This is a genomic window from Pseudomonas arcuscaelestis, from assembly GCF_016881005.1.
GTDB classification, from domain to species: Bacteria; Pseudomonadota; Gammaproteobacteria; order Pseudomonadales; family Pseudomonadaceae; genus Aquipseudomonas; species Aquipseudomonas arcuscaelestis.
On the sequence record NZ_JACOPV010000012.1, the window covers coordinates 202,138 to 226,140 of the forward strand.

Here is a 24,003-nt window from a genome sequence, read left to right on the forward strand (position 1 = left end):
CAATGGCCTTTTTGCGTTATGAGGCATGCTTTTGTGGCTGACGGCCTTTCGCTCTTCGATATAAGCCCCAGTATCCGGCAGCGGAGGTCATGATGCCCACCAGCAACAGCGAGGGTAATGTCGATTTCATTGCCTGGCGCATGGCCCGCCAAGTGTGGCCTTCGGGGTAACCGGCGTGCACGGTATAGCCAAACTGCTCCGAGGTGAGCCTCAAGCTGTTCTGCGCATGGTTGGGTACTCGACTGCCATCCCCGTGGCCTGTCGCCCAAATGTACTGAGTACCGAATTGCAGGCTCAGGACCACCGCGTTCTGGAATCCAAGCAACTCCGCCTGCAGGACTCGCAAGTCGGCCACCGCAACCACTGCATAGGGGCTGGTCTGCTTGCGATAGCGCAGAATGGCCGAATTCGGGGTTGCCCGGTTGCCTGCGGCCACGCGAAGACGTTCGTTGACATCGCTACCCTCGTCAATCGTGTAGTCGGTGGAGCCATACAGCGTGCTGCAAAATACCCGATGGTCTTTTTCAATTGCCATCGAACGGACATTGGGCTGTTTGACTACTTCTTTGCGTAGCTCGGGCAAAATGTCGTCGCAAGGGTTGCCGGTGAGCTTTAATGCCTGCGTGCTGGAGTTATGCAGGGATTCGATAACCCTATCGATCGCGTAAATTGCTTCATTTGCCGTGACGGCAATGGTTTCTTCTTGTTTACGGTCGACCTGCAAGGCAAGAACCAGCAGGCCGCAAGCTACTGGCGCCAATCCGATCAGAAGGGTAACCAGAAACTCGATCAGGCTACGCCCTGCGTTTGAGTATGGAACCATGGTGGGTTGCCTCTATGCTGAACCGATGCCCAGCATAGAGAAATGCCCAAGACGCGCCTGTAGGTTCCATTGTTGGCATCTGTAGTCCTATTCAGCTTGAGACTTGGGTCAAGCGCGTTTGTGTGCCGCCAGCGCCTTCACCACCAAATCAGCTACCGCGCCGCCGGAGGCGGGGTTTTGTCCGGTAATCAAACGACCTTCTTTCTGGTCGGCGATGGCAAAGGTCTTCCAGGGATCATCGTTCTTGCGGTAAAGGCCACCGCGGGCGCCCAATTCGTTCTCGGTAAGGTATGGCACCACTTTGTCCAGCTCTGCCAGCTGTTCCTCGACATTGGAGAAACCGGTCACTTCACGATCCTTGACCAGCAGTGTGTTGTCGCTCAGCTTGATATTGAGCAGGCCCACGGCACCATGGCAAACAGAGGAAACCACGCCGCCCGCTTCGAATATGTGGCGCGACAGTTCCTGCAGGCCGGTATTGTCCGGGAAGTCCCATATTACGCCGTGACCGCCGGCGTAGTAGATCGCGGCATAGTCCTGGGCTTTGACCTGACCGGGACTCAAGGTAGTACCCAGGCGGTTCATAAAAGTTTTGTCGTTGTACCACTGCCAGTCGATGTCCGCAGCCATTGCCAGACTGTGTGGGTCGATCGGCACATAGCCGCCGGTAGGGCTGATGTAGTCGACCTTGTAGCCGGCTTTTTCGACCTTTTCGACAAAGTGCACCGCCTCACCCAGCCAAAGCCCGGTGGCCCGCTTGAGTGTCGGGTATTTGGCCGTGTTAGTAAGGACCACCAGGATTTTCTTGCTCATCATCAGGCTCCCTTCACAGGTTCGACCCGGTTCGTCCGGATCGCAAGGAAAACCCCTACAGCATAGTTGGGGTTGGCCGGGATGCCATGACGCACTTTGTGTGTGCTAGCCTTTCGGCAACCCCTGAATTTGACATCGGAGTCAATAATCCATGAGCACCCCATCAGTCCACCCGGATGAATTCATGCAGGCTGCCATTGATGAGGCCAGAAAAGGCCTGGATGAGGGAGGTATTCCGATCGGTTCAGTGCTGGTACACGAGGGCAAGATCATTGGCCGTGGGCACAATCGTCGGGTGCAATCGGGTAGCGCCATTTTGCATGGCGAGATGGATGCATTGGAAAACGCCGGCAGACAACCGGCAAAGGTGTATGCGCAATCTACGCTATACACCACCTTGTCGCCCTGCGCGATGTGCAGTGGCGCCATCCTGTTATACGGGATCAAGCACGTGATTGTTGGTGAAAACCAGACGTTCCTGGGTGAAGAGGCGCTGTTGGCCGCTCGTGGTGTAACCTTGCAGGTTCAACACGACCAGGCTTGTATCAGCATGATGAAGGATTTCATTGCCGCCCGGCCAGAGCTTTGGGACGAAGACATCGGCCGCTGAATTGCTCCGATAGTGGCGCTGGTGACCCCTAGCCAGCGCTGCCTGATCTGGACTCGCTGGTTCGTTGACTGGCCAGGCGCTCAAGCAGCAGATAGACCAGGCCGGCAATCAGCAGCGGGAGCAAAAAGTACACCACCCGGTAACCGATCAAGGCTGCGAGCAAGGTACCTTTGCCGTAGGTTGCCTGCAGCAAGGTCAGGAATACCGTCTCCAGTACCCCCAGGCCTGCGGGGATATGGGTGATGACGCCGGCGATACTGCTGATCATCAACACCGCCAGAATCGTCGGGTAACCGACCTTGTCGGGCAGCAGGCTGTACACCACCAGCGCCATCAGTGCCCAATTGCTGGCACCCATTACCAACTGCAGCGCGGCCATGGGTAAGCTTGGCAAGGTAATTCGGTGGTTACGAATGCGGAAGGTACGGCGGCGCGAAAAGCGGCAGGCCGCCAGGTACGCCACCGCCGCCAGCAGCAACACCAGACCGATCAAGCGCAGGCCACTGCTGCCGATCTCGAACCCTGCCGGTAAACCTGGAAAGCCACAGAGGAATAATGTGCCTGCCAAAAAAAAGTAACCTAGCCAATTGGTCAGCAAGCCCAGACTGAGGATTCGGGTGATGGTCGCCACGGACAGTCCCAGGCGTGTGTAAAGCCGATACCGGAGGGCAATCGCACCGACCCATGCACTGAGGTTTAGATTGAACGCATAGCAGACAAACGCCAATGGCAGTACCTGGCGCGCGGGGAGGTCATGGCCGGTATAGCGGCGCCCGACCAGGTCGTAACAACTGAACAGAGTAAAGCTGCAGGCGCTGATCAGTCCCGCCAGCGCCAGGGTTTGCCAGCGGTATGACGCCAGTGCCTGGCGAACTTCCTCCCAGTCCAGATTCTTCAGCAAGGTGTACAGCAGTGCAGGCACGAGGATGAAAAAAGCCAGTGTCAGCAGCTGCCGGGCGCGACGCCAGTGGCTGGAGGACTTGATCATATGGTTTTGCCTGTGGACGGATGGTCACGCAGCAGCGGCTGCAGGCGTGGAACATGGGCAGGGAGCCAGCCGACAATGGCCGGGAAGTGACGAATGAAGTGAAAACTGAGGAATATCAGCGGCGCACGCCACCAGTAGCCACGCAGCACGCGCTGCAGGTTCACCGGCTTGCAGCGCTGAACGCACAGCTCTTGCAGGTGCTCATGCAAGCGCTCGTTGAGGGCGGTGTCGTGGATCACCAGATTGGCTTCCAGATTCAACGACAGGCTCAAGGGATCGAGATTGCTTGAGCCCACGGTCGACCAGTGGCGGTCAACCAAGGCTACTTTGCCGTGCAGGGGGCGCTCGCAATATTCGAAGATCTGCACGCCATCACGTAGTAGATAGTTGTAGAGCAACCGCGAACACAGGCGTACCAATGGCATATCGGGCATGCCCTGCAATACCAAGGTCACTTTAACGCCGCGGCGCGCGGCGTTGCGCAAGGTGCGCAGCAAGCGATACCCAGGAAAAAAATAGGCGTTGGCAATAATGATTCGTTCTTTCGCGCTCTCCAGCGCCTTCAGGTAGTGCCGCTCAATGTCGTTGGGGTGGTCCTGGTTGTCTCGAATGCACAGGATCATGCTGGCCTGATCGCTGTCGGCGGCCAGCGGCAACGCACGTTGCCACCAGCGGCGGCTGCGTGGGTGCAGCCTGGCGGATTCGTCGAGCAGAGAAAGCGTCGAATTGCGCAGATCGGCAACGATCGGCCCGCGCACCTGTACGGCATAGTCCTGTTTGGCCATGGGTCCAAAGTCGTCGAGGTGATCGGCACTGTAATTGATGCCGCCGACAAAGCCGACCTCACCATCGATCACCAGAATTTTACGGTGTAATCGGCGAAACAGATTGGTGCGCATCCCCAGACGCTTGGGCCGAGGATCGAATGCCTGCAATTGCACCCCGGCATCGTTCAACGCTTTGAGGTAGTCGTAGCTCAGGTCGGCGGTGCCGTAGCCGTCGACCAGCATCTTTACCCGCACACCGCGTTGAGCAGCGTCGATCAGCAGTTGTTGCAACTGACGACCTACCTTGTCTTCGAAGATGATGAAGGTTTCCAGCAGGATCTCTTCCCGTGCCTGTTCGATGGCGGCGAAGACACTGGGGAAATATGCCTCACCATTGATCAACAGTTGCACTTGGTTGTCTTTGCGCCATTGGCTGTTCACCAGCGTACCTCCACAGCCAGGGGCAAGTGATCGGACAAATGTGTCCAGGGCTTGCGCGACATGACTTTAGGTTGGTGGGCACGGGCGTTGCGCAAGTAGATGCGATCAAGGCACAGCAGTGGCCAGCGTGCAGGAAAGCTGCGCGCCGGTTTGCCGTGGGCCTCGGTGAATACCTCGTGCAATCCGCAGGCGGCCAGTTGTGCATCTGCGCGGCAACGCCAATCGTTGAAATCGCCAGCAACGATAACCGGGGCCTTGGCTGGCAGGCTTTCGAGCAGCCGGCACAGGAGTTGAAGTTGTTGCTGGCGTTGGCGTTCATCCAGGCCAAGGTGCACACAGATTGCGTGCAGCTCCACCGCCTCCGGCAGGGCCAGAATCGAATGCAACAAGCCTCGCTGCTCGCTGCCTTTAATGCTGATGTCGAGATTTTCGTGACGCACAATGGGGTATTTGGAGAGCAGGGCGTTGCCATGCTCGCCATCGGGGTACACCGCATTGCGGCCATACGCGAACACCGGCCAGAGTGAATCGGCGAGAAACTCGTATTGCGGAACCTCTGACCAGTTCGGGTGGCGTCGCCCGTGATGGCGATGGCTACCGAGCACCTCTTGGAGAAACACCAGGTCGGCATCTTCGCTGCGTACTGCTTCGCGCAGTTCAGGCAGCACATAATGGCGATTGAGCGGGCTGAAGCCCTTGTGCGCGTTGACGGTCATAATCCGCACATGATCCACGGCCGGCGCCTCGGCCAGGCTATCTGCCGTGCGTACCTGGCGCTGTGTACCATTGCCTTGTCGAGCGTGTGACGAATCGGCCACGTGGGGTCTCCATTGATAGAAGCACGCAGCTTGCGCCCAGAGGCGGTCACTGCCAGTGCACTATCACTGGACCACAGTGCGCGGGAAGGGGTTCAACCGTAATGCCCAATGGTCAGGCGCCGGCTACAAACCCTGTTGCACCAGCGGGTCGTCGGGGTTGAGCTGTTCGAGCTGGGCCAGCAGGACCTGTACATTCTGCATTTGACCGGTCTCTTTCCAATATTCAATCAGCAGCACCCGGGCCTTGCGATTGGCTGGATCGCGAGACAGCAACGCTTCGAGCTGCTTCTGCGCCGGCTCTACTTGCTCAAGCTGATGCAGGCTGGTGGCCAGGGTATAGCGGTACGCATTGTTGTCCGGATCGAGCTCCAGGGCTCGGGCAAACGCCAGCAAGGCGTATTCGTCCTGGCCGTGGCGCAGCAGCCATTTACCCAGTTCATGTTGCAGGAAGGCCGAGTCGGGTCGCTGTTGCAGCGCCGTTGCCAGGACTTGGCGCGAGGCATCGGTTTGACCCTGGCGTTCCAGCAACTGCACCTGCACGGCCAAGGCCTCAAGATTTTCCGGATCAAGTTTCAGGGTTTGCTCCAAGGCTGCTGCGGCCTCCTTGAAGCTGTTCTCGTGCAGATAGAGCCTGGCCAGGTGCAATTGAGCGGCCGGGTCGTCAGTCTGTTGCGCAAGTACTTGCTGATATTGCTCGAGCGCATGCTGCAAGGGGCCGAAGTACAGACCAATGTCATCCGGACCAAGACCTAACAGCGCATCGACAACGGCAAAACGCACACGTGGTTCTTCATCATCGAGCAAAGGGCCAAGCACCAGGCTGCGTTGTGTGTCGGGCAACATCGCGCCGATACTGGCGATAGCGGCGCGGCGGACCAATTGATCATCGTGCTGTAGGTCGCGGGTGGCCAGTTTCAGCGCTAATGGTGAAGGATAATTGGGCAGTTCCTGGTACAAGCCTGCGCGGCGAATGGCTGATAGATCGGTGCGCGCCAACTGCTGGTACAGCACCCGCGCCGCGCCCGGCTGGCCGTTGTGAGCCATGGCCAGGGATTTGGCATAGGAATGCTTGAGGGCCGGCGCTGGCGCCGGGCTGTTATCGCGCCAAAAGTATCCGCCAAGACCGAGGATGACAATCAGGGTCAGGCTGATAAGGGTGTATTGACGCTGCTTCGACATGGGTGAATCCGCAACACGCGACTGGCAAAGGCGTCAGCTTGGGTGAGTGAGCGGCTGACGTCAAATCGCAGACCACCGTCAGCAGGCCTTGCACAACTCCGTAGGCGGCGGCCTTGCTTGCGATCGGTCGCAATCCCAGCTTCATGTACTGTTCATGGCGCCCATAAAAAAGCCCCGCGAGCGGCAGCAAGCGGGGCAAAAGGCCGGTCAGAAACCAACCAAAGGAGAGGTTGAATCAGTTGATCGCAGCGACGTTCTCGGTCTGCCAGCCGCCACCCAGGGCTTTGTAAATGGCAACGATGCCCCGGTACAGGTCGACTTCACCCTGGGCCTGGGCGTCTTCGGCGCTCAGGCGCTCGCGTTCGGCATCAAGCAGGACCAGGTAGTCCACGGTGCCTTCGCGGTAACGAATCGAGGCGAGGTCGGCAGCCTTGCGACTGGCTTCGCTCTGGCGTAGCAGGGCGAGCAGGCGTTGTTGGCGCTTGCTGTAGTCGCTGAAGGCGTTTTCCGATTCCTCCAGTGCCAGCAGCACCTGCTGCTCATAATTAGCCAGTGCCCCTTCAGCATCGGCATTAGCGCCGCGCAGACGTGCGCGCACGCTGCCCAGGTCGAACGCCGCCCAGGTGATGCTCGGCCCCAGGGCCCAGGCTTGCGCTGCCGAAGACCCCAACTGCGAGCCACGTGCTGCAGTAAAGCCGAGAAACCCGCTGAGGCTGACCCGTGGGAACAGGTCGGCGGTGGCCACACCAATGTTCGCCGTCGCTGCAGCCAACTGCCGTTCGGCACTGCGGATATCCGGACGACGTTTTAGCAGTTCACCCGGGTCGCCGACCGGCAAGGCCTTGGCAATCGCTGGCAGTTGGGCTGGCGACAAGTCGATAGCCAGTGCATCGGGGCGTTGCCCGAGCAAGGTGGCAATACGGTTGCGGGCCCGTACTTGTTCCGCTTGCAACTGCGGAACGCTGGCCTCGACCTCTGCCAGGCGCGCATCGGCACGGACCACATCCAGGTCGTTGCCAACCCCGGCATCGCGCAGTGTTTCAGTGATGCCACGCGAGTCTTGCTGGGTCTTGAGGTTGGCCAGGGCGATTTTCTCGCGCAACTGCGCACCACGCAGTTGGCCGTAGGCATCGACCAGCTCGGCAATCAGGCTCACTTGCAGCTGTTGCAGATCGGCTTGCGCGGCGTCCTGCTGCGCCTCACTGGCTTCGAGTTGGCGCTGGATACGGCCAAACAGATCCAGTTCCCAGGCCATGTCCAGGCCGAGGTCGTAGCGTTCGCTGTTGACTCGGTCCTCGCTCTGCCCTGGAATCTGCCCTTTGCCCAGGTCGCTGCTGGCGCGACTGGTCACCGTTGGCAGGGCGTCGTTGCTGACATCGTCACGAATTGCCCGTGCGGCTTTGAGGCGAGCGAATGCTATACGCAATTCACGGTTGCCTTGCAGCGACTGACTGACCAACTGGTTGAGCACCGGATCGTCGAATTGCTTCCACCAGACGCTTTCAAAACGGCTGGGGTCGAATGCGCTTTTGGCATTGGCTTCATTGGCGGCGCTCAGTTGCGCTGTTGCAGTGGCTGGTGCCTTGTAGTCAGGGCCGACCGCACAGGCGGCCAGGGCCAGCACCAGCAAGCTGGGCATCCATAGTTTCAAGGTGTTCATGCATGGCTCTCCAGCTTCAGCGCATGGGCGGCTTTGCGAGCCTGGCTGCGTTCAACGTAACGGCGGATCAGAACAAAGAACACTGGCGTCAGTAGCAGCCCGAAGAAGGTCACCCCGATCATTCCGGAGAACACCGCTACACCCATGGCATGGCGCATCTCCGCACCGGCACCGGAGGAGAACACCAGCGGTACTACACCCATGATGAAGGCGATCGAGGTCATCAGAATCGGCCGCAGACGCAGGCGGCAGGCTTCCAGTACAGCGGCCAACGGATCGAGACCTTCAGCCTGTTTGTCCTTGGCAAACTCGACAATCAGGATGGCGTTCTTGCATGCAAGCCCCACCAGTACAATCAAGCCGATCTGGGTAAAGATGTTGTTGTCGCCACCGGAAAGAATCACTCCGGTAATCGCCGACAGCAGGGTCATTGGCACAATCAGAATCACCGCCAGTGGCAGGCTCCAGCTTTCGTATTGGGCCGCCAGTACCAGGAAGGCCAGCAATACGCAGAGCGGGAAGACGAACAGCGCGGTGTTACCAGAAAGTATCTGCTGGTAGGTCAGCTCGGTCCATTCGTAGGTCATGCCATTGGGCAATTCTTCCTTGAGCAGCTTTTCGATGGCCTTTTCCGCTTGACCGGAGCTGTAGCCAGGGGCTGCACCACCGTTGATTTCGGCGGTAATGAAGCCGTTGTAGTGCATGACGCGGTCTGGCCCGGAGGTATCGCTGACCTTGATAAAGGTCGCCAGCGGGATCATTTCACCCTGGTTGTTACGTACCTTCAATTGGCCGATCTGCTCGGCTTCCAGACGGAACTGTTGCTCAGCCTGAACGTTGACCTGATAGGTGCGGCCAAAACGGTTGAAGTCGTTGGCATACAGCGAACCCAGGTAGATCTGCAGCGTATCGAAAATATCGCTGATGGCTACACCGTGGGTCTTGGCCTTTTCACGGTCGATGGCAGCGTCGACCTGGGGTACGTTGACCTGGTAACTGGTGAACAGTCCCGCCAACTCCGGCACGTTGTGGCTCTTGGCGATAACATTCTGTACTTCCTTGTACAGCGCTTCGTATCCAAGGTTGCCACGGTCTTCAACTTGCAGGCGGAAACCGCCAATGGTGCCCAACCCCTGTACCGGTGGCGGTGGGAAAATCGCGATATAGGCATCTTCGATATCGGCAAATTGCGCGTTCAGCGAAGCAGCAATGGCGGCGGCCGACTGGCTAGGGTCCTTGCGTTCATCAAATGGCTTGAGCGGAGTGAAGACGATGCCGCTGTTCGGGCTGTTGGTAAAACCGTTGATCGACAGGCCCGGGAACGCCACCGAGTCGGCAACGCCAGGTTGCTTGAGGGCGATCTCGCTCATCTTCTTGATCACAGCTTCGGTACGATCGAGGCTGGCCGCGTCCGGTAGTTGCGCGAAGGCCACCAGGTACTGTTTGTCCTGCGCCGGTACAAAGCCGGTCGGAGTAGAGGAGAAGCCCAGCCAAGTCATGACAATCAGGCCGCCGTAGACGAACAGGGCAATGCCGCTGCTGCGGATAACCCGGCCGACTGCACCGACATAGCTGTGGCTGGCACGGTCGAAGAAACGGTTGAACGGGTTGAACAGCCAACCGCCCAGCAAACGCTCAAGCATCCGCGAAAAACGGTCCTTGGGCGCATGATGCTCTTTGAGCAATACCGCCGCCAACGCAGGCGACAGGGTCAGGGAGTTGAACGCCGAGATGACGGTAGAGATAGCAATGGTCAGTGCAAATTGCTTGTAGAACTGACCGGTAAGGCCCGAGATAAACGCAGCAGGAACGAACACCGCGCACAGTACCAGCGCCGTGGCGATAATTGGCCCGGTCACTTCACCCATAGCCTTTTGCGTGGCCTCCAAGGGTTTGAGGCCCAGGCCGATATTACGCTCGACGTTTTCCACCACAACGATGGCGTCATCGACCACGATGCCGATTGCCAACACCAGACCGAACAGCGACAGGGCGTTGAGTGAGAACCCGAACAGGTGCATCACCGCAAAGGTACCGATCAACGATACCGGCACTGCCACCAGCGGAATGATCGAGGCGCGCCAGGTTTGCAGGAACAGAATCACCACCAGCACCACCAGTACCAGGGCTTCGAACAGGGTATGCACCACCGCTTCGATAGAGCCGCGTACGAACACGGTAGGGTCGTAGACGATGCTGTAGTCCATGCCCTCAGGGAAATCCTTCTTCAGTTCGGCCATTTTCGACCGCACCTCATCGGAGATCTCAATAGCGTTGGAGCCCGGACGCTGGAAGATCGGGATGGCTACCGCCGGTTGGTTGTTGAGCAATGAACGCAGTGCATACTGGCTTGAGCCCAGCTCGACGCGAGCGATGTCCTTGAGACGAGTGATTTCACCATTGGCACCGGAGCGGATGATGATGTTCTCGAACTCTTCTTCGTGGACCAGGCGGCCCTGAGTGTTGACCGAGAGCTGGAAGCTGGTGCTGCCAGGTGCGGGGGGGGCACCGAGTTGGCCTGCGGCTACCTGACGGTTCTGCTCGCGAATTGCAGCAACCACGTCGCTGGCGGTCAGGTTGCGTGAGGCGGTCTTGTTCGGGTCCAGCCATACCCGCAGGGAGTAGTCGCCCATGCCGAACAGTTGCACGTCACCGACCCCGCCCAGGCGCGCCAGTTCGTCCTTGATATTAAGGATGGCGTAGTTGGACAGGTAAAGCATGTCGTAGCGATTGTCCGGCGAGGTCAGGTGCACAACCATGGTCAGGTCGGGCGATGCCTTGTCGACGGTAATACCGATACGGGTCACTTCCTCGGGCAGCTTGGGCTGAGTACGGGTGACACGGTTCTGGACCTGAACCTGGGCATTGTCCAGATCGGTGCCCAGGGCGAACGTAATGGTCAGGGTCAGCTTGCCATCGGCGGTGGATTGCGAGGACATGTACAACATGTTCTCTACCCCGGTGATGGCCTGCTCCAAGGGCGCAGCAACGGTGTCACCGATCACTTTCGGGTTGGCACCGGGGAAGTTGGCGCGCACCACCACGGTAGGCGGAACCACTTCGGGGTATTCGCTGATCGGCAGTTGGAACAGCGAGATGCTGCCGGCAATAAGGATCAATAGCGACAGCACCGCGGCGAAAATCGGCCGGGTAATGAAAAACTTGGAAAAATTCATCGAACCGATTCCTTAACTGCGCGGTGCCGAGGCACTGACGATTTTCACAGTGGCAGTGGCGGCAGACTTGCCTGGGGCGCTGGCCTGCAGGGCCTGGCGTTGCTGGGCGAGGGCGGCGATGGTCGCCTCGCTGGCCATCGGCGTGTCCTGAGGATTGACCTCTGAGCCAGGACGCACACGTTGCAGGCCCTTGACCACAATGCGGTCTTCCTTGCTCAGGCCACTGCGCACGATGCGCAGGCCTTCAAGCTTGGGCCCCAATTCAACGGCGCGGTAGGCGGCCTTGTTGTCCTTGTCCATGACCAGTACGAATTTTTTGCCAAGGTCGGTGCCTACGGCTTCGTCATTGATCAACACCGCCGAGTAGGTCGCGCTGCCGACCAGTTTCAGGCGCGCATACAGGCCCGGGGTGAATTGCCCATCGGCGTTATCGAACACTGCTCGACCGCGAATGGTGCCGGTCTTGGGGTTTACCTGGTTGTCGACGAAGTTCATCTGCCCCAGGTGCGGGTTGCCTTGCTCGTTGGAAAGGCCCAGGTACACCGGCGTGCTCTGGCCGCGCTGGCCGTCACGGGCCAACTGGGTGTACTTGAGGTACACGCGCTCGTCGGCATCGAAATAGGCATAGACCTTGTCGGTGGAAACCACGCTAGTCAGTGGTGTCACATCGGCGCTGACGATGTTGCCCGCGGTGAACTGCGCGCGACTGACCTGGCCGCTGATTGGCGCGGTCACGCGGGTAAAACTCAGGTTCAGGCGGGCCAGGTCCAGTTGCGCCTGGATGGCTGCAACCCCAGCACGGGCTTCGGCGGCGGCGCTGGTGCGTGATTCAGCCAGCTCTGCCGAAATCGCATTGCTGCTGCGCAGGCGCTCACCGCGGCGCGCTTCGTTGTCACTGCGCGCGGCGGTGGCACGGGCTTGCTGCAACTGCGCTTCAAGGCGGCGGACCTCGGCCTGAAATGGCCGTGGGTCAATCTGGAACAGCAAGTCGCCTTTCTTGACCTGGGCACCTTCGGTAAACGCCACCTGATCGATCTGACCGGAGACGCGCGGGCGTACTTCTACTGTTTCGGGGGCTTCCAGGCGTCCGGTGAATTCGTCCCACTCGTTAATGGGTTGTTCCAATACCTTGGCCACGCTGACCTTGGCCGCAGCCGGTGCCTGAACGGCTTCCGGGGTACGGCCGCAGGCACTCATCACCAGTACTGCCAATAGAGCCAAGGGGTAACGCAATGGTTTGAGTGACTGTTCCATGGTGTGTCCGCCAATTTATTAAGAATGGGCGGATTCTGCGATTTGTAACTATTAACGACGAATCGAACGGGACGAAGATAACTATCACTGGGAATGATAGGTACGGGTAGGCCCGAGGAATTGCGACGCCCAAAGAAGGCTCTGGCGCGTGCCTCGCGCCTGGGGTGCTGCGCTATTTGCAGTCGGCCAGCACGACTTTGCAGGTGTTAGGCGTACCGCCGGAGCGCCCGGCGTAGCGCATGCAGTTGTGCAAGGATTTCTGCCGCGCTATCTGCAGCGTCGACCCCCAGGCCAGGCCGCCTTCACCCACCGTCGGCAGGGCTTTGGCGTGACAGGCCGAGCCTGCGTTCGAAGCCAGGTAGCGTGGCTGGGCTGTTTTACTGGAGCAACCAGACGCCAGCGCCAGGCTCAAGGCGAGGAGGGAAAGCAGGGTTGCTGAAGCGGTTCTGCACATCAATATATCGCTCAAATTACGTCTGGGGCGCCTGAGGGCTTGCTCCAGTGTAGTTGCTTAACAACCAACAGGGGAGGCCTGCATTCGGGCCTGGAAACAGGGCGTGGATTGCTGAAATCGGAAACACCGTGATATAAATGAGACTCACTATCAAATGGGCGCTGTCATGGCTTCGACCGAAAACGATCTGCTGCGGGCCTTGGCCCTGCATTATGACGATCTGGTCGAACATATTCGCCGTCGTTTTGCCAATCAGCACTTCGCCCGTGACGTTGTTCACGATGTCTGCTTGCAGATTCTGGAGAAGCCGCCCCTCACTGGGATAAAACTGCCCATCGCGTTTTTGCGCCGGGCCACGGTCAACCGAGCCATCGACCGGCGGCGCGCCGAAAGCACCCGCACGCTTTATGTGCAGAGCCAGATAGGCCTGGCCGAGCAGCATTGCGATAACGTCGACGGCGCCATGGCTCTGGAATTTGAACAACGGCTACGGGCATTGCTGGCCGTGGTTGAGTCGATGCCTGCACGTCAACGCCAGGTGTTTCTGTTGCATCGTATCCACGGCATGGCACAGTCAGACATCGCCCGTGAGCTGGAAATCTCATTGAATATGGTTGCCCAGCACTTCATGAAGGCCATGCGCACCCTTGAGCAACGCTGGCGACCGCAGCTATGACCCCTATGCATCAACGACGCGCGCAGAACCCGTCCGATCCCCTGGAACCCTATGCCGAAGCGCTACGTGCCCTTGTGCCCAGCCGCGAGGCGCTGTTGGCCGAAGCCAAGGCACAGAGCGCGCGCCAGGCTAACCGTCGGCGCAAGGCTGCAGGCACAGCGTTGATAATGGCGCTGGTCGGATGGACCTGGTTGGCAGACCCAAGCCTGGCTTACCGGGAAGTGAAAGTTGCCAGCAGTGCCCGAGAAGTGCTGCAGCTGGAAGATGGTAGCGTGGTCGAACTGGATGCTGGCAGCGTTTTGCGGATCGAATACCGCTTGCGCAGTCGTCAGTTCGAGCTGCTCGAGGGTGAAGGACTGTTTAGCGTCGCGCACCAGAAGGCGCCGTTCATTGTGCGTAGCCACGGTGTCATCGTCCGCGATATTGGTACCGTCTTCGATGTGCTCAGTGATACGCGCGGGGTGCGAGTAGCGGTGCTGGAAGGTGCGGTGCAAGTCAGCAATGGGCAGGCACGTCAGCACCTGGTCGCTCAGCAACAGTTGCGGGCTAGCCGCCAGGCGTTGGGGGCTGTCGAAACAAGCAATCCGGCGCAACTGCAAGCCTGGCGGCAAGACCTGTTTCATTTCGACGCCACGCCCTTGGATGCGGTTGTGGCGCAGGTGCAGCGTCATCGTGTAGCACCGATTCGGTTGACAGGCGCGGGTGCTCAGCAACATCGGCTCAGCGGCCAATACCCGGCAGGCAACGTCGAGCAGTTTATCGACAGCCTGGCGCAACTCGCACCGGTCATCGTGCATCGCGAAGCCGACGGTTCAGTGACGCTGGAGGTGCAGCGCTGAAAAATAATTTCAGCACCACATCAATATCGCTGCACGACAAACGCCATTCCCTATGAAACGCACCTCTTACTGGTTTCAATAGGGATCCCATGACGTCAACTTTCAATCCTTTGTACCGTCCGCTGCTGGTGGCGAGCGTCAGCCTTGTTGTTGCCGCACCGCTGCATGCCGAACAGGCGCAATACCGTTTCGACCTACCGGCGCAGGCACTGGACCAGTCGATTAGCGCGCTGGCCAGGCAGACGGGGGCGCGCATTCTGTTCAACACCGATGCCACCCATGCGGTCCAGGCACCGGCACTGAATCAACGCCTGAGCGTAGCGCAGGCACTGGGTTACCTGATCGCTAACAGCAGTCTGATCCTGAGTGTCACCGCCGACGGCCAATACCTGATTGCGCTGCCTGCCGAACCCAGCAATGGTGCGTTGGAGTTGGAAACCTCAAGCATCATCGGGCGCCAGCCGCTGGCCACCACCGAGGGCAGTCACTCCTATACCTCGGGTGCCGTGACCCTGGGCAAAGGCGTGCAGAAGCTCAAGGACATACCGCAGTCTGTGACGGTAATGACCCGTAAGCAAATGGACGATCAGAACACCGAGACCATCGCCGATCTGATCGCCCGCACCCCAGGTCTTACCCCAGCCAAGTCGCCTGGCTCGGGATTGTTCATCTATTCCCGTGGCTTCAGCATCGACACCATCCAGTACGACGGCGTGCCGATTCCACGCAACACCTACTCCTTGGGTAGCTACCTGACCGAAGACTTGAGCATCTACGACCGCGCCGAAATTCTTCGCGGCCCGGCGGCGTTGCTCCAGGGCGGTGACAGCCCGGGTGGGGCAATGAACCTGGTGCGCAAGCGCGGTCAGCAGAAGGCAACTGTCAGCCTCACCGGCAAGGCCGGTTCCTGGGACCGCTATGGCCTGCAATTGGATGCTGGCGGACCGCTGAATGAAAGCGGCACCCTGCGCGGCCGCACCGTAGTCAACCAGAGCGACAGCGGTTCGTTCGTCGACTATGTTCGCGGCTGGAACCAGACGGTGTACGGCGCTATCGACTACGACTTCAGCCCGGACCTGACCGTGGGCATCGGCATGACCAATCAAAAAGGGCACTCGCGACCGGCCATGCTCGGCATACCGCGCTTCGCCGACGGCGGTAACCCCGATTGGCCGCGTTCATCCTATGTGGGCGCCGACTGGAACCGGGCCAACAACGATCAGAACAGTGTGTTTCTCGACGCCAGCTATCGCCTTGATGACAACTGGCGGGTCAAGGCTGCCGGCGTATACATGAGCGAACACAATGGCGCGACCTACCAGGCGCTGTGGGATGCCTTGCCAACCAATGGCTCGACCAAGAACAACTACATCGACTGGAGCACCGACTTCACCACCCATAGCAAAGGCCTTGACCTGTACCTGGACGGCCAATTCACCGGCTTTGGCTTTGAACAGACCTTCTTGCTCGGCGCCAACTACTCGCATATCGAAACCGACGACCGCTGGGCGCGTGCGCCCACTCCATTGGCGGATTCTTCCAATGTCGATCATCACCGTCCGATGCCCGACATCTACGAGTTGGCGCGTCGGGGTCTCGGTCAGCTCACGGCGTACGAGGTCGAGCAAAAGGGCTTCTACACGCGCTGGTCGGTCAACCTGACCGAGCCACTGAAACTGATCCTTGGGGCCCGCACCAGCTGGTTTGACTACACCTATTCCGGTGAAGGTTTCGACCATACCGGTTATAGCGAGTCGACTACCTCCACCAGCGGCAAGGTTTCGCCTTACGCAGGCCTTGTGTACGACCTCAATGATCAGTGGTCGGTCTACACCAGTTACACCGATGTATTCCAGCCGCAGACTGCACGTACTGCCTCAGGTTCGGTGGTCGAACCGGTCACAGGCAGCAACTACGAGTTGGGCTTGAAGGGCGAGTTGTACGACGGCGCGGTGAATACTTCGATTGCGCTGTTTCGCTACGATCAGGAAAACCGCGCCATGCTCGATCGCAACGGCGATATGGACTGTGACGGTTGGTATTGCTCGAAAGCCTCGGGCAAGGTACGCAGCCAGGGGCTGGAGGCGCAGATCAGCGGTGAAGTGCTCAATGGCCTGCAAATGATGGCAGGGTATGTCTACAACACCACCAAGTACCTTGAGGACGCCGACTACAAAGGCAAGGTGTTCAGCACCTGGACGCCCAAGCACCAACTGAAACTGTGGGGTGAGTACACCTTGCCGGGCGACTGGAACCGCACGTCGGTCGGCCTCGGTACAACCGCCGTTACCGGTACCACGTCGTATGACCATAAATTCGACCTGCCAGGTTACGCAGTGTGGGATGCGCGCATTGCCTACAGGATCAATGATGAAGTCAGCGTGGCGGCAAACCTGAACAACCTGTTCGACAAGAAGTACTACCTGCCGGCGTACAGCACCATTGACTACAACAACTACTATGGCGACCCCCGCAACGTGATGTTCAGCGTCAAATACACACCGGTGTTTTGACGTTGTGCCCAGCCGCTGAAGGACCAGCGGCCAGACACCCCCTTCCACGTCATCGCCAATCCGACTCGATCATTGCCAATCCGCCAGATGGATTGAACTCAAGTGCCCCGGTGCGAATCGCACAGTCAGTGGCCATCGCAGTGATGCAGACAAGTGCACTACGCTCAGTAACGCAGCGCTTACACCGCATGTGCGAATGCTGGGGCGCCTGGTGCCTGTTCGGATAATAAAGGTGAATCCTGATGACGCAGAGTAAGGGTGCAGACGAACACGAACCTTCAACAGACAGCGGGCGACCCGACCTCGAGCCTTCACGGCGTCATTTCCTCAAGTTCGGCGTTTCGGGAATCGCCGCCGCTACCGTGGCGACCTGGATACCGGAGGGCATGGGTGCTGCTCCGTCAGCGCCAGAGGTGATCGAGGAGGCAGGCGCCCCCAAAGCGGGTGAGCAACGCCTTGAGCTCAACGTCAACGGTCAGTTGCACACGCTCAATGTTCCGGCCAACGCCATACTGCTCGATGTCGTGCGTGACCGCCTGCAGCTCACCGGCACCAAGAAGGGTTGTGACCATGGCCAGTGTGGCGCCTGTACCTTGTTGGTCAACGGCGTGGCGATAAATTCCTGCCTTTCAATTGCCCTGCAGCACGACGGCGATAGCATCACAACCATTGAGGGCCTGGCCCAGGGTGACGCGTTGCACCCGGTTCAGCAGGCCTTCTGGGACCACGACGCGTACCAGTGCGGCTACTGCACCAGCGGTCAGATCATGAGTGCCGTGGCGCTGCTCAATGATCCTGCCATCGGCGCGGATGATGCCAGCGTCAAGGAAGCCATGAGCGGCAATATCTGCCGGTGCGGTGCCTACAAGAACATTCTTGCTGCCATTCAGTCGGCACGTGGCAAGATGGGAGGGGTAGCCTGATGCGTACTTTCGACTACACCCGCGCGCAATCGCCTGCACAGGCCATCAGCAGTCACGTCGCGCCAGGCCAGCCATGCTATTTGGCCGGGGGCACCACGTTGTTGGATCTGGTGAAGCTGGATGTCATGCAACCTGACCGACTGGTGGACATCAATCACCTCGCGCTCAAGCAAATTGAACCCCTTGCCGATGGACGCCTGCGCATCGGCGCGCTCGTCAGCAACACCGAGTTGGCCAATCATGCGTTGATCCGCGAGCAGTATGCGGTGCTGTCCGAGGCGATTTTGGCGGGTGCTTCTACGCAATTGCGCAACAAGGCCACGACCGCCGGCAATCTCATGCAACGGGTGCGCTGCAACTACTTTCGCGACGGTGTTTCACCGTGCAACAAGCGCAAGCCTGGCGCCGGCTGTGCGGCCATTGATGGCCACAACCGCAGCGTTCATGCCGTGCTGGGTACCAGCGAGCAGTGCATCGCCTGTCATCCTTCGGACATGTGCGTGGCCATTGCCGCCATTGGGGCGCAGGTAACGCTGCAAGGCCCGAACGGGATACGCGAGATAGCCTTTGCCGACTTCCACAAGCTGCCGGGGCAGACACCCTGGGAAGAGCACGCACTCCAGCCCCATGAACTAATCACCTATGTGACCCTGGATGCGCCCCTGGCCAATAGCCGCTCTGCCTACCTGAAACTGCGCGACCGGGATTCCTACCAATTCGCCCTGGCTTCGAGTGCAGTCATTGTGGTGATGGACGGTCAGCGCATTACCCAGGCGCGAATTGCCCTTGGCGGGGTGGGCACCAAGCCTTGGCGTGCCCCCGAAGCCGAGCGTGCCCTGGTCGGCAAGCAAGCCGGCCTCGAACTCTTCACTCAGGTAGGAGAGCTTGCCATGTAAGGCGCCCAGGCTTACCAACACAACGCGTTCAAGATTCCGTTGGGCCAGCAGGTGGTGACGCGCAATCTGCGCGATCTTGCCGCCAGGAGCACACGCTGATGAGTCAGTCCATAATTGGCACCCCCCACAAGCGTATCGACGGCGGTTTGAAGGTGACGGGCGCCGCGCGCTACGCGGCCGATCATGCGCTTGCAGACATGACCTATGCCTATGGCGTGTTCAGCACCATTGCCAATGGCCGGATCGTCGCCATCGATGATACGCAGGCACGGGCGATGCCGGGGGTGGTTGCCGTGTTGCACCACGGTAACTTTCCGAAGTTGCACCGCACCCCGGATGTGGCCATGAGTTTCAAGGACATTCTCAGTGCTGCCAAGGTTGATGAGCGTCGCTTGCCCTTTGAAGACGATGTGGTCTCTTATCCGGGGCAATTTGTGGCGTTGGTCGTTGCGCAAACCTTCGAGCAGGCTCGCGCAGCCTCGTTCGAGGTCAAGGTCGAGTACGCGCAAAAGCCGGCCATCAGCAACCTCAGCGAGGCACTGCGTCAGAACGGCGTGCGTGAAGGTGGGGGCGGGCACCGCCGAGGCGATGCGGATGCGGCTTGGCAAACGGCAACCACGCGGTTGGATCAGACGTACACCACGCCGGTGGAAGTTCACAATCCGATGGAGATGCATGCCACCACGGCCTATTGGCGCGACGGCAAGCTGTATGTCTATGAGGGCACCCAAGGGGTGGTCAATCACCGCAACGTGCTGGCCAATGTCTTTGACCTGCCACCCGATCGCGTCGAAGTGCATGCGCCCTTCATCGGTTCTGGTTTTGGCAGCAAATTGTGGCCTTGGCCGCACGCCATTGCCGCCTGCGGCGCCGCCAAGGTGGTGCAGCGCCCGGTGCAATTGGTGCTGCCCAGGGCGCAGATGTTCACCACCAGCGGGCATCGCCCGGAAACTTCGCAGCGCATTCGCCTTGCCACCGATAAAGACGGCAGGCTGGTGTCGATTCGGCATGAATCGGTGAACAGCACTTCGCCCACCGATGCGTATGTCGAAACCTGCGGTAGCGTCACCCGCAGTTTGTATGCCTGTGCAAACGTATTGGTCAGTCACAAAAGCAGTCCACTCAATCGAGGCACCCCGACATCCATGCGTGCACCTGGCGCTGCGCCGGGCCTGTTTGCCCTGGAGTCGGCAATCGACGAGCTGGCGCTGTTGCGCGGTGCCGATCCGCTGGCGTTTCGCACACTCAACTTGGCCAGCCGCGATGAGAGCCTGGATCTGCCATGGTCGAGCAACCATCTTCCCGAGGCGATCGATACCGCCGCAAAGCGATTTGGCTGGCATGCACGCAACGCCGATGTTGGCTCCATGCGCGACGGCGATGAGCTGATTGGCTATGGCATGGGCGCCTGTAATTGGGAGGCTTTTCAGGTACCCACCGATGCCCGCGTGATCATTCGTTCGGATGGCACTGTGCTGGCCCAGTGCGGGCAGCAGGATATCGGCACCGGCACTTACACAGTGGTCGCGCAGACGGTTGCACAGCTGACAGGGCTGCCGTTCGAGCGTATTGGCGTTGAGCTGGGCAGTTCGACGTTTCCACCAGGGGCTTTGGCGGGCGGCTCGTGGGCCACAGCCAGCATCCTGCCGGCCATCGCCGGTGCAACCCGGGCGGCATTGGCAACCTTGCGGCAGTACGCGGTCATGGACGGTGGGTTGCTCGCCGGCGCCAAGGCCGATGACCTGAAGGTAGAGAACGGCCAACTGGTCAACGGTAGCCAGCGGGTCGACTTTGCCGATGTGCTGGTCCATCAGCGCTTGGGCCGCGCCGAAGGCAGTTTCCAGAGCGGCGCAAAGGATGGTGAATTCTCCTATCGCTCGTTCGGTGTGCACTTTGTCGAGGTACGCTGGGATCCGGGTATCTCGCGCCTGCGTGTAGCGCGCGTGGTCAGCGCCATTGATGTTGGCAAAGTGGTCAACCCGTTGGCGGCGCGCAATCAGGTCGAGGGCGCGATCATCATGGGCCTGGGCATGGCGCTGTTCGAGGCAGGTGAAAATGATCCGCGCAGCGGCTTGCCGGTGAACAATAACTATGCGGAATACGTGGTGCCGGTGCATGCCGACTCGCCCGATATCGATGTCACCTTGCTGGATTATCCGGACTACAACCTCAGTGAATTTGGTGCCCGTGGGATCGGTGAGATCGGCGTGACCGGCCTGGCTGCGGCGGTGGCAAACGCGGTTTACCACGCCACTGGGAAACGCATTCGCAACTTGCCGATTACCAAGGAAAAGCTGATGACACTTTGAGTGCGCGGGGGATGTTCAGGCAAGTCCGGGCATGATGCATGCAAGCGTTCCGGTGATCGAGAAAAGCCAGCAGGCAACCGGTGACGCTCCACGGCAAGATGAGCTTGCTGGGCAGAATCTGGAAGGCTTGTCCAAAGATCGCGTATACCAATTTGCCTTCGTGGGCGCCTCTTTGAAGCTGCGCGGCGCCGATGCAGCGCCGATGCGACCGATGGCCTTAGCCGTACACTGAGGGTATCAAGCGGCGCCTGGCGATGGTTTGTCCGATCGTCAGGCTCAACTCGATTTCGGGCATTGGGTAGCGCCTCCTGGGCGCCGCCCGTGTCTGCGGTGCCCAGTTAACCAGCTGGACACCTCCCAGATGCACTAGAAGTCGTATTTAAGACCGACCGTGGCGTTACGCGGGGTGCCGTAGTAGCTGCTGCCGGCGGTGTTGGTGTAGTACTCCTTGTCGAACAGGTTGTTGACGTTGGCGGTCGCACTCAACTGGCGGGTGATCGGGTAGCGCGCCATCAGGTCGACCACTGCGTAGTCACCCTGGGTGAAGCGCACGCGGTTGGGGCCCTGGTTGTTGCTGTAGATCTCGCTCTGCCAGTTCGCGCCACCGCCCACGGTCAAGCCGTTGCCGATACCGCGCATGGTGTAGGTGGTGAACAGCTTGAAGGTGTTTTGCGGAACATTGGTGTTGAGCTTGCTGCCCGCGGCGTCCTGCACGATGTTACGGCTGAAGCTGGCGCTGGCTTGCCAGTCCGGGGCCAATTCACCGCTCATTTCCAGTTCGAAACCACGGGTCTTGGTGCCGGACTCGGCGCGGTAGGCGAAGCCACCGCCGGGAACCGGAACGTTAGGCTCGATGAGGACGGCGAGGTTGTCCTGCTTGATCTCATACAACGCCAGACCAAGGTTCAGGCGATCGTCGAAGAACGCGGCCTTGCTGCCCACCTCGTAACCGTCGCCTTCGAGCGGGTCGATGTACTGACCGTTGATGTCCTTGTTGCTCTGCGGTTTGAAGATGCTGGTATAGCTGGCATACACCGACCAGTGTTCGTCCAGGTCATAGACCACCCCGGCAAACGGCGTGACCACACCGGTTTCCTTGCGGCGCTCATCAGTGTCTGGCGTAGCGTCGTAGTAGTCGGTCTTGACCGTGTTTTTCCAGTCGTTGACGCGAGCACCGAGAACCAGCGAGAGATCATTGGTAAGGCGCAGGCGCGTGCTACCGTAGGTGGCAGTCTGGTCTTCCTGGTAGTCGATGCGGCTGGTGGCTGGCAACGGCGGCTTGCCAGGGGTGTCACCGTTCCAGGTGTAGATGTTGGGGATAGCGTTGCTCCAGCCATCGAACCACCACAGCGGATAGCCGTTGGTACGGTACTCGGTGTGCTGGCGGGTATAGCCTACGACGGCGTCGTGCTCCAGGCCCCAGAGGTCGAAACTACCGGCGATGTTCAGATCGACGCTGGTCTGCACCGGCTTGGCTTCCCAACGCCCGGCCCACAGATTGACCCCGGCCCCGGTGGCTGGATTGGGGTTGCCGCCAGCGGCATAGCCGAGCACTTCATCATATTCGTAGCGATCGCGGTTAAGCGTCAGCTTGGCTTTCCAGCGCTCGGTGAGGTTTTGCTCGAGGGTGGCGAAAGCGGTCGTGAAGTTGCGGTCGGAGTAGGCCCAACTGGCGGCCGCCGAATCCGAACGGGACCATTTGGCCCGCGAGCCGTCGCTGTTGAATAACGGACGACCGCTGCGGGCATGGTCATCGGCCTCGTGGGACTGCGAGTCCATACCAAAGGTCAGCAAGGTGTCGGGCGTGAGGTCGGCTTCGACCACGCCGTAGAACACTTTCTTGCGCTCGTTGAATCGATCGATGTAGGACTCGTTGTCCTGGTAGGCACCGACCACGCGGGCGCGCAGGGTGCCGCTGTCATTCAGCGGACCGCCTACGTCGACTTCATTACGTTGGTAATTCCACGAGCCGGTCGCGACCGAGACGCTGCTTTTGAAATCGGCGGTCGGGCGCTTGCGAATCAAGTTTACGGTGGCCCCGGGGGTACCCACGCCATTGGTCAAACCGGTGGCCCCGCGAATGATTTCGACGCGGTCGTAGAGGATCATGTCGTTGCTCTGGGCCACGGACTTGTAGTTGCTGTCCAGGCGTTGCAAACCATCGATCTGATAGTTCTCTACCTGGAAGCCGCGCGAGTAAATGTTGCTGGAATCCGAGCCGGCGTTGCCACCCTGGTTGACGTTAAGCCCCGGGGCCTGTTTGACCACGTCCAGGAGCTGGGTGAGGTTCTGGTCTTCCATGCGCTGGCGGGTCATGACACTGACTGCCTGAGGCGTCTCACGGATCGACAAGGGAAGCTTGGTTGCGGTAGCGGTGGATCCACTGGTGTAGGAACCGGTGCCCTCGGTGGTGGCGCCGAGGCCGACGCTGTTGATGCTGGTGGCGCTAAGCTCAAGGGCATCTGCGCTCGGCTGGCTGACGATCAATGTGTTTCCGCTTTGTTGGTAACTCAGGCCGCTGCCGGCCAGCAGTCGCGACAGGGCGTCATGCGCCTCCAGTTGGCCGCTGACCGCCGGAGCCTGACGACCCTGCACCAGCGCACTGTCGACTGCGATGGTCAACCCTGCGGCTTCGCCCAGCTGACGAAGCGAGGTAGCCAGCGGCTGTGCTGGCAGGTCGAGATCGATCGGCGCGGCCAGCACCTGGGTGGCCAGCGTCATGGCCACTGCGGCCGAGAGGGCGCGCAGGGTCGGTTGCATCAACATGCAGAGTTTCCTTCTTGTGTTTGGTTGCTGTAGCACTAACGCGCGAAGGGCGACTTACCCTGATGTCGAAATGAAAATTATTTGCAAAGCCGACAAAT

17 protein-coding genes and 2 pseudogenes are annotated in these 24,003 nt (G+C 59.7%); 8 read left to right on the forward strand and 11 right to left on the reverse strand.

Annotated elements, in window-relative coordinates:
- Positions 1-16 precede the first annotated feature (16 nt).
- Entirely contained in the window at positions 17-724 is a 708-nt protein-coding gene (locus H8F21_RS19620; protein ID WP_203478383.1) for a CSS-motif domain-containing protein, read from the reverse strand.
- 207 nt (positions 725-931) lie between these two features.
- The gene (locus H8F21_RS19625; protein ID WP_203478381.1) at positions 932-1,636 is read right to left on the reverse strand and encodes a type 1 glutamine amidotransferase domain-containing protein; all 705 of its coding nucleotides are present in this window, start codon (positions 1,634-1,636) and stop codon (positions 932-934) included.
- 151 nt (positions 1,637-1,787) lie between these two features.
- On the opposite strand from H8F21_RS19625, the gene H8F21_RS19630 reads away from it, so the two are divergent.
- Positions 1,788-2,246 carry a nucleoside deaminase gene (locus tag H8F21_RS19630; protein ID WP_236043115.1) on the forward strand — a complete coding sequence of 153 codons (459 nt, stop codon included), beginning with the start codon at positions 1,788-1,790 and terminating at the stop codon, positions 2,244-2,246.
- 28 nt (positions 2,247-2,274) lie between these two features.
- Here H8F21_RS19630 and H8F21_RS19635 read toward each other — a convergent pair whose 3' ends face one another.
- From H8F21_RS19635 to H8F21_RS19670, 8 genes are all read right to left on the reverse strand, one after another.
- A complete protein-coding gene (locus tag H8F21_RS19635; RefSeq protein ID WP_203478380.1) occupies positions 2,275-3,234 on the reverse strand; it encodes a lysylphosphatidylglycerol synthase domain-containing protein in 960 nt (319 codons plus the stop codon).
- On the reverse strand, positions 3,231-4,442 hold the full coding sequence (gene clsB, locus H8F21_RS19640; RefSeq protein WP_203478379.1) for a cardiolipin synthase ClsB: 1,212 nt from the start codon (positions 4,440-4,442) through the stop codon (positions 3,231-3,233). The genes H8F21_RS19635 and clsB overlap by 4 nt, the downstream gene beginning before the upstream one ends.
- Entirely contained in the window at positions 4,439-5,158 is a 720-nt protein-coding gene (locus tag H8F21_RS19645; protein WP_203478624.1) for an endonuclease/exonuclease/phosphatase family protein, read from the reverse strand. Before H8F21_RS19645 ends, clsB begins: the two co-directional genes overlap by 4 nt.
- A 225-nt stretch (positions 5,159-5,383) precedes the next feature.
- Positions 5,384-6,439, reverse strand: coding sequence for a HEAT repeat domain-containing protein (locus H8F21_RS19650; protein ID WP_203478377.1), 1,056 nt, complete (start codon positions 6,437-6,439; stop codon positions 5,384-5,386).
- Between the two features lie 235 nt (positions 6,440-6,674).
- Positions 6,675-8,099: an efflux transporter outer membrane subunit gene (locus H8F21_RS19655; RefSeq protein WP_203478375.1), complete on the reverse strand. Its 1,425-nt coding sequence runs from the start codon at positions 8,097-8,099 to the stop codon at positions 6,675-6,677.
- A complete protein-coding gene (locus tag H8F21_RS19660) occupies positions 8,096-11,275 on the reverse strand; it encodes an efflux RND transporter permease subunit (protein WP_203478373.1) in 3,180 nt (1,059 codons plus the stop codon). Before H8F21_RS19660 ends, H8F21_RS19655 begins: the two co-directional genes overlap by 4 nt.
- Before the next feature lie 12 nt (positions 11,276-11,287).
- On the reverse strand, positions 11,288-12,529 hold the full coding sequence (mexE, locus tag H8F21_RS19665; RefSeq protein WP_203478371.1) for a multidrug efflux RND transporter periplasmic adaptor subunit MexE: 1,242 nt from the start codon (positions 12,527-12,529) through the stop codon (positions 11,288-11,290).
- Positions 12,530-12,701: 172 nt separating this feature from the next.
- Positions 12,702-12,983 carry a hypothetical protein gene (locus H8F21_RS19670; RefSeq protein WP_203478369.1) on the reverse strand — a complete coding sequence of 94 codons (282 nt, stop codon included), beginning with the start codon at positions 12,981-12,983 and terminating at the stop codon, positions 12,702-12,704.
- Between the two features lie 166 nt (positions 12,984-13,149).
- On the opposite strand from H8F21_RS19670, the gene H8F21_RS19675 reads away from it, so the two are divergent.
- The 7 genes and pseudogenes from H8F21_RS19675 to H8F21_RS19705 all read left to right on the forward strand — a co-directional run.
- Positions 13,150-13,659, forward strand: a complete 510-nt coding sequence (locus H8F21_RS19675) for an RNA polymerase sigma factor (protein ID WP_203478368.1) — start codon at positions 13,150-13,152, stop codon at positions 13,657-13,659.
- Positions 13,656-14,498: a FecR family protein gene (locus H8F21_RS19680; protein WP_203478366.1), complete on the forward strand. Its 843-nt coding sequence runs from the start codon at positions 13,656-13,658 to the stop codon at positions 14,496-14,498. The genes H8F21_RS19675 and H8F21_RS19680 overlap by 4 nt, the downstream gene beginning before the upstream one ends.
- A gap of 89 nt (positions 14,499-14,587) precedes the next feature.
- Positions 14,588-17,011: a TonB-dependent siderophore receptor gene (locus tag H8F21_RS19685; RefSeq protein WP_203478365.1), complete on the forward strand. Its 2,424-nt coding sequence runs from the start codon at positions 14,588-14,590 to the stop codon at positions 17,009-17,011.
- Positions 17,012-17,253: 242 nt separating this feature from the next.
- Positions 17,254-17,934, forward strand: coding sequence for a (2Fe-2S)-binding protein (locus H8F21_RS19690; protein ID WP_203478363.1), 681 nt, complete (start codon positions 17,254-17,256; stop codon positions 17,932-17,934).
- Positions 17,934-18,929: pseudogene (locus H8F21_RS19695) on the forward strand (FAD binding domain-containing protein). The gene H8F21_RS19690 and the pseudogene H8F21_RS19695 overlap by 1 nt, the downstream one beginning before the upstream one ends.
- Positions 18,929-21,139: a xanthine dehydrogenase family protein molybdopterin-binding subunit gene (locus tag H8F21_RS19700; protein WP_203478361.1), complete on the forward strand. Its 2,211-nt coding sequence runs from the start codon at positions 18,929-18,931 to the stop codon at positions 21,137-21,139. The pseudogene H8F21_RS19695 and the gene H8F21_RS19700 overlap by 1 nt, the downstream one beginning before the upstream one ends.
- Positions 21,140-21,254: 115 nt before the next feature.
- Positions 21,255-21,371: pseudogene (locus H8F21_RS19705) on the forward strand (cyclase family protein); the annotation flags it as partial.
- A 134-nt stretch (positions 21,372-21,505) separates the two neighbouring features.
- Here H8F21_RS19705 and H8F21_RS19710 read toward each other — a convergent pair.
- A complete protein-coding gene (locus tag H8F21_RS19710; RefSeq protein WP_203478359.1) occupies positions 21,506-23,905 on the reverse strand; it encodes a TonB-dependent siderophore receptor in 2,400 nt (799 codons plus the stop codon).
- Between the last annotated feature and the right edge of the window lie 98 nt (positions 23,906-24,003).

Coding starts and splice junctions, on each gene's coding strand:
- H8F21_RS19685 (WP_203478365.1), top strand. CDS start 14,588: ATGACGTCAACTTTCAATCCTTTGTACCGTCCGCTGCTGGTGGCGAGC.
- H8F21_RS19700 (WP_203478361.1), top strand. CDS start 18,929: ATGAGTCAGTCCATAATTGGCACCCCCCACAAGCGTATCGACGGCGGT.
- H8F21_RS19710 (WP_203478359.1), bottom strand. CDS start 23,905: ATGTTGATGCAACCGACCCTGCGCGCCCTCTCGGCCGCAGTGGCCATG.
- H8F21_RS19645 (WP_203478624.1), bottom strand. CDS start 5,158: ATGACCGTCAACGCGCACAAGGGCTTCAGCCCGCTCAATCGCCATTAT.
- H8F21_RS19650 (WP_203478377.1), bottom strand. CDS start 6,439: ATGTCGAAGCAGCGTCAATACACCCTTATCAGCCTGACCCTGATTGTC.
- H8F21_RS19630 (WP_236043115.1), top strand. CDS start 1,788: ATGAGCACCCCATCAGTCCACCCGGATGAATTCATGCAGGCTGCCATT.
- H8F21_RS19675 (WP_203478368.1), top strand. CDS start 13,150: ATGGCTTCGACCGAAAACGATCTGCTGCGGGCCTTGGCCCTGCATTAT.
- H8F21_RS19670 (WP_203478369.1), bottom strand. CDS start 12,983: ATGTGCAGAACCGCTTCAGCAACCCTGCTTTCCCTCCTCGCCTTGAGC.
- H8F21_RS19625 (WP_203478381.1), bottom strand. CDS start 1,636: ATGAGCAAGAAAATCCTGGTGGTCCTTACTAACACGGCCAAATACCCG.
- H8F21_RS19690 (WP_203478363.1), top strand. CDS start 17,254: ATGACGCAGAGTAAGGGTGCAGACGAACACGAACCTTCAACAGACAGC.
- H8F21_RS19680 (WP_203478366.1), top strand. CDS start 13,656: ATGACCCCTATGCATCAACGACGCGCGCAGAACCCGTCCGATCCCCTG.
- H8F21_RS19660 (WP_203478373.1), bottom strand. CDS start 11,275: ATGAATTTTTCCAAGTTTTTCATTACCCGGCCGATTTTCGCCGCGGTG.
- mexE (WP_203478371.1), bottom strand. CDS start 12,529: ATGGAACAGTCACTCAAACCATTGCGTTACCCCTTGGCTCTATTGGCA.
- H8F21_RS19635 (WP_203478380.1), bottom strand. CDS start 3,234: ATGATCAAGTCCTCCAGCCACTGGCGTCGCGCCCGGCAGCTGCTGACA.
- H8F21_RS19655 (WP_203478375.1), bottom strand. CDS start 8,099: ATGAACACCTTGAAACTATGGATGCCCAGCTTGCTGGTGCTGGCCCTG.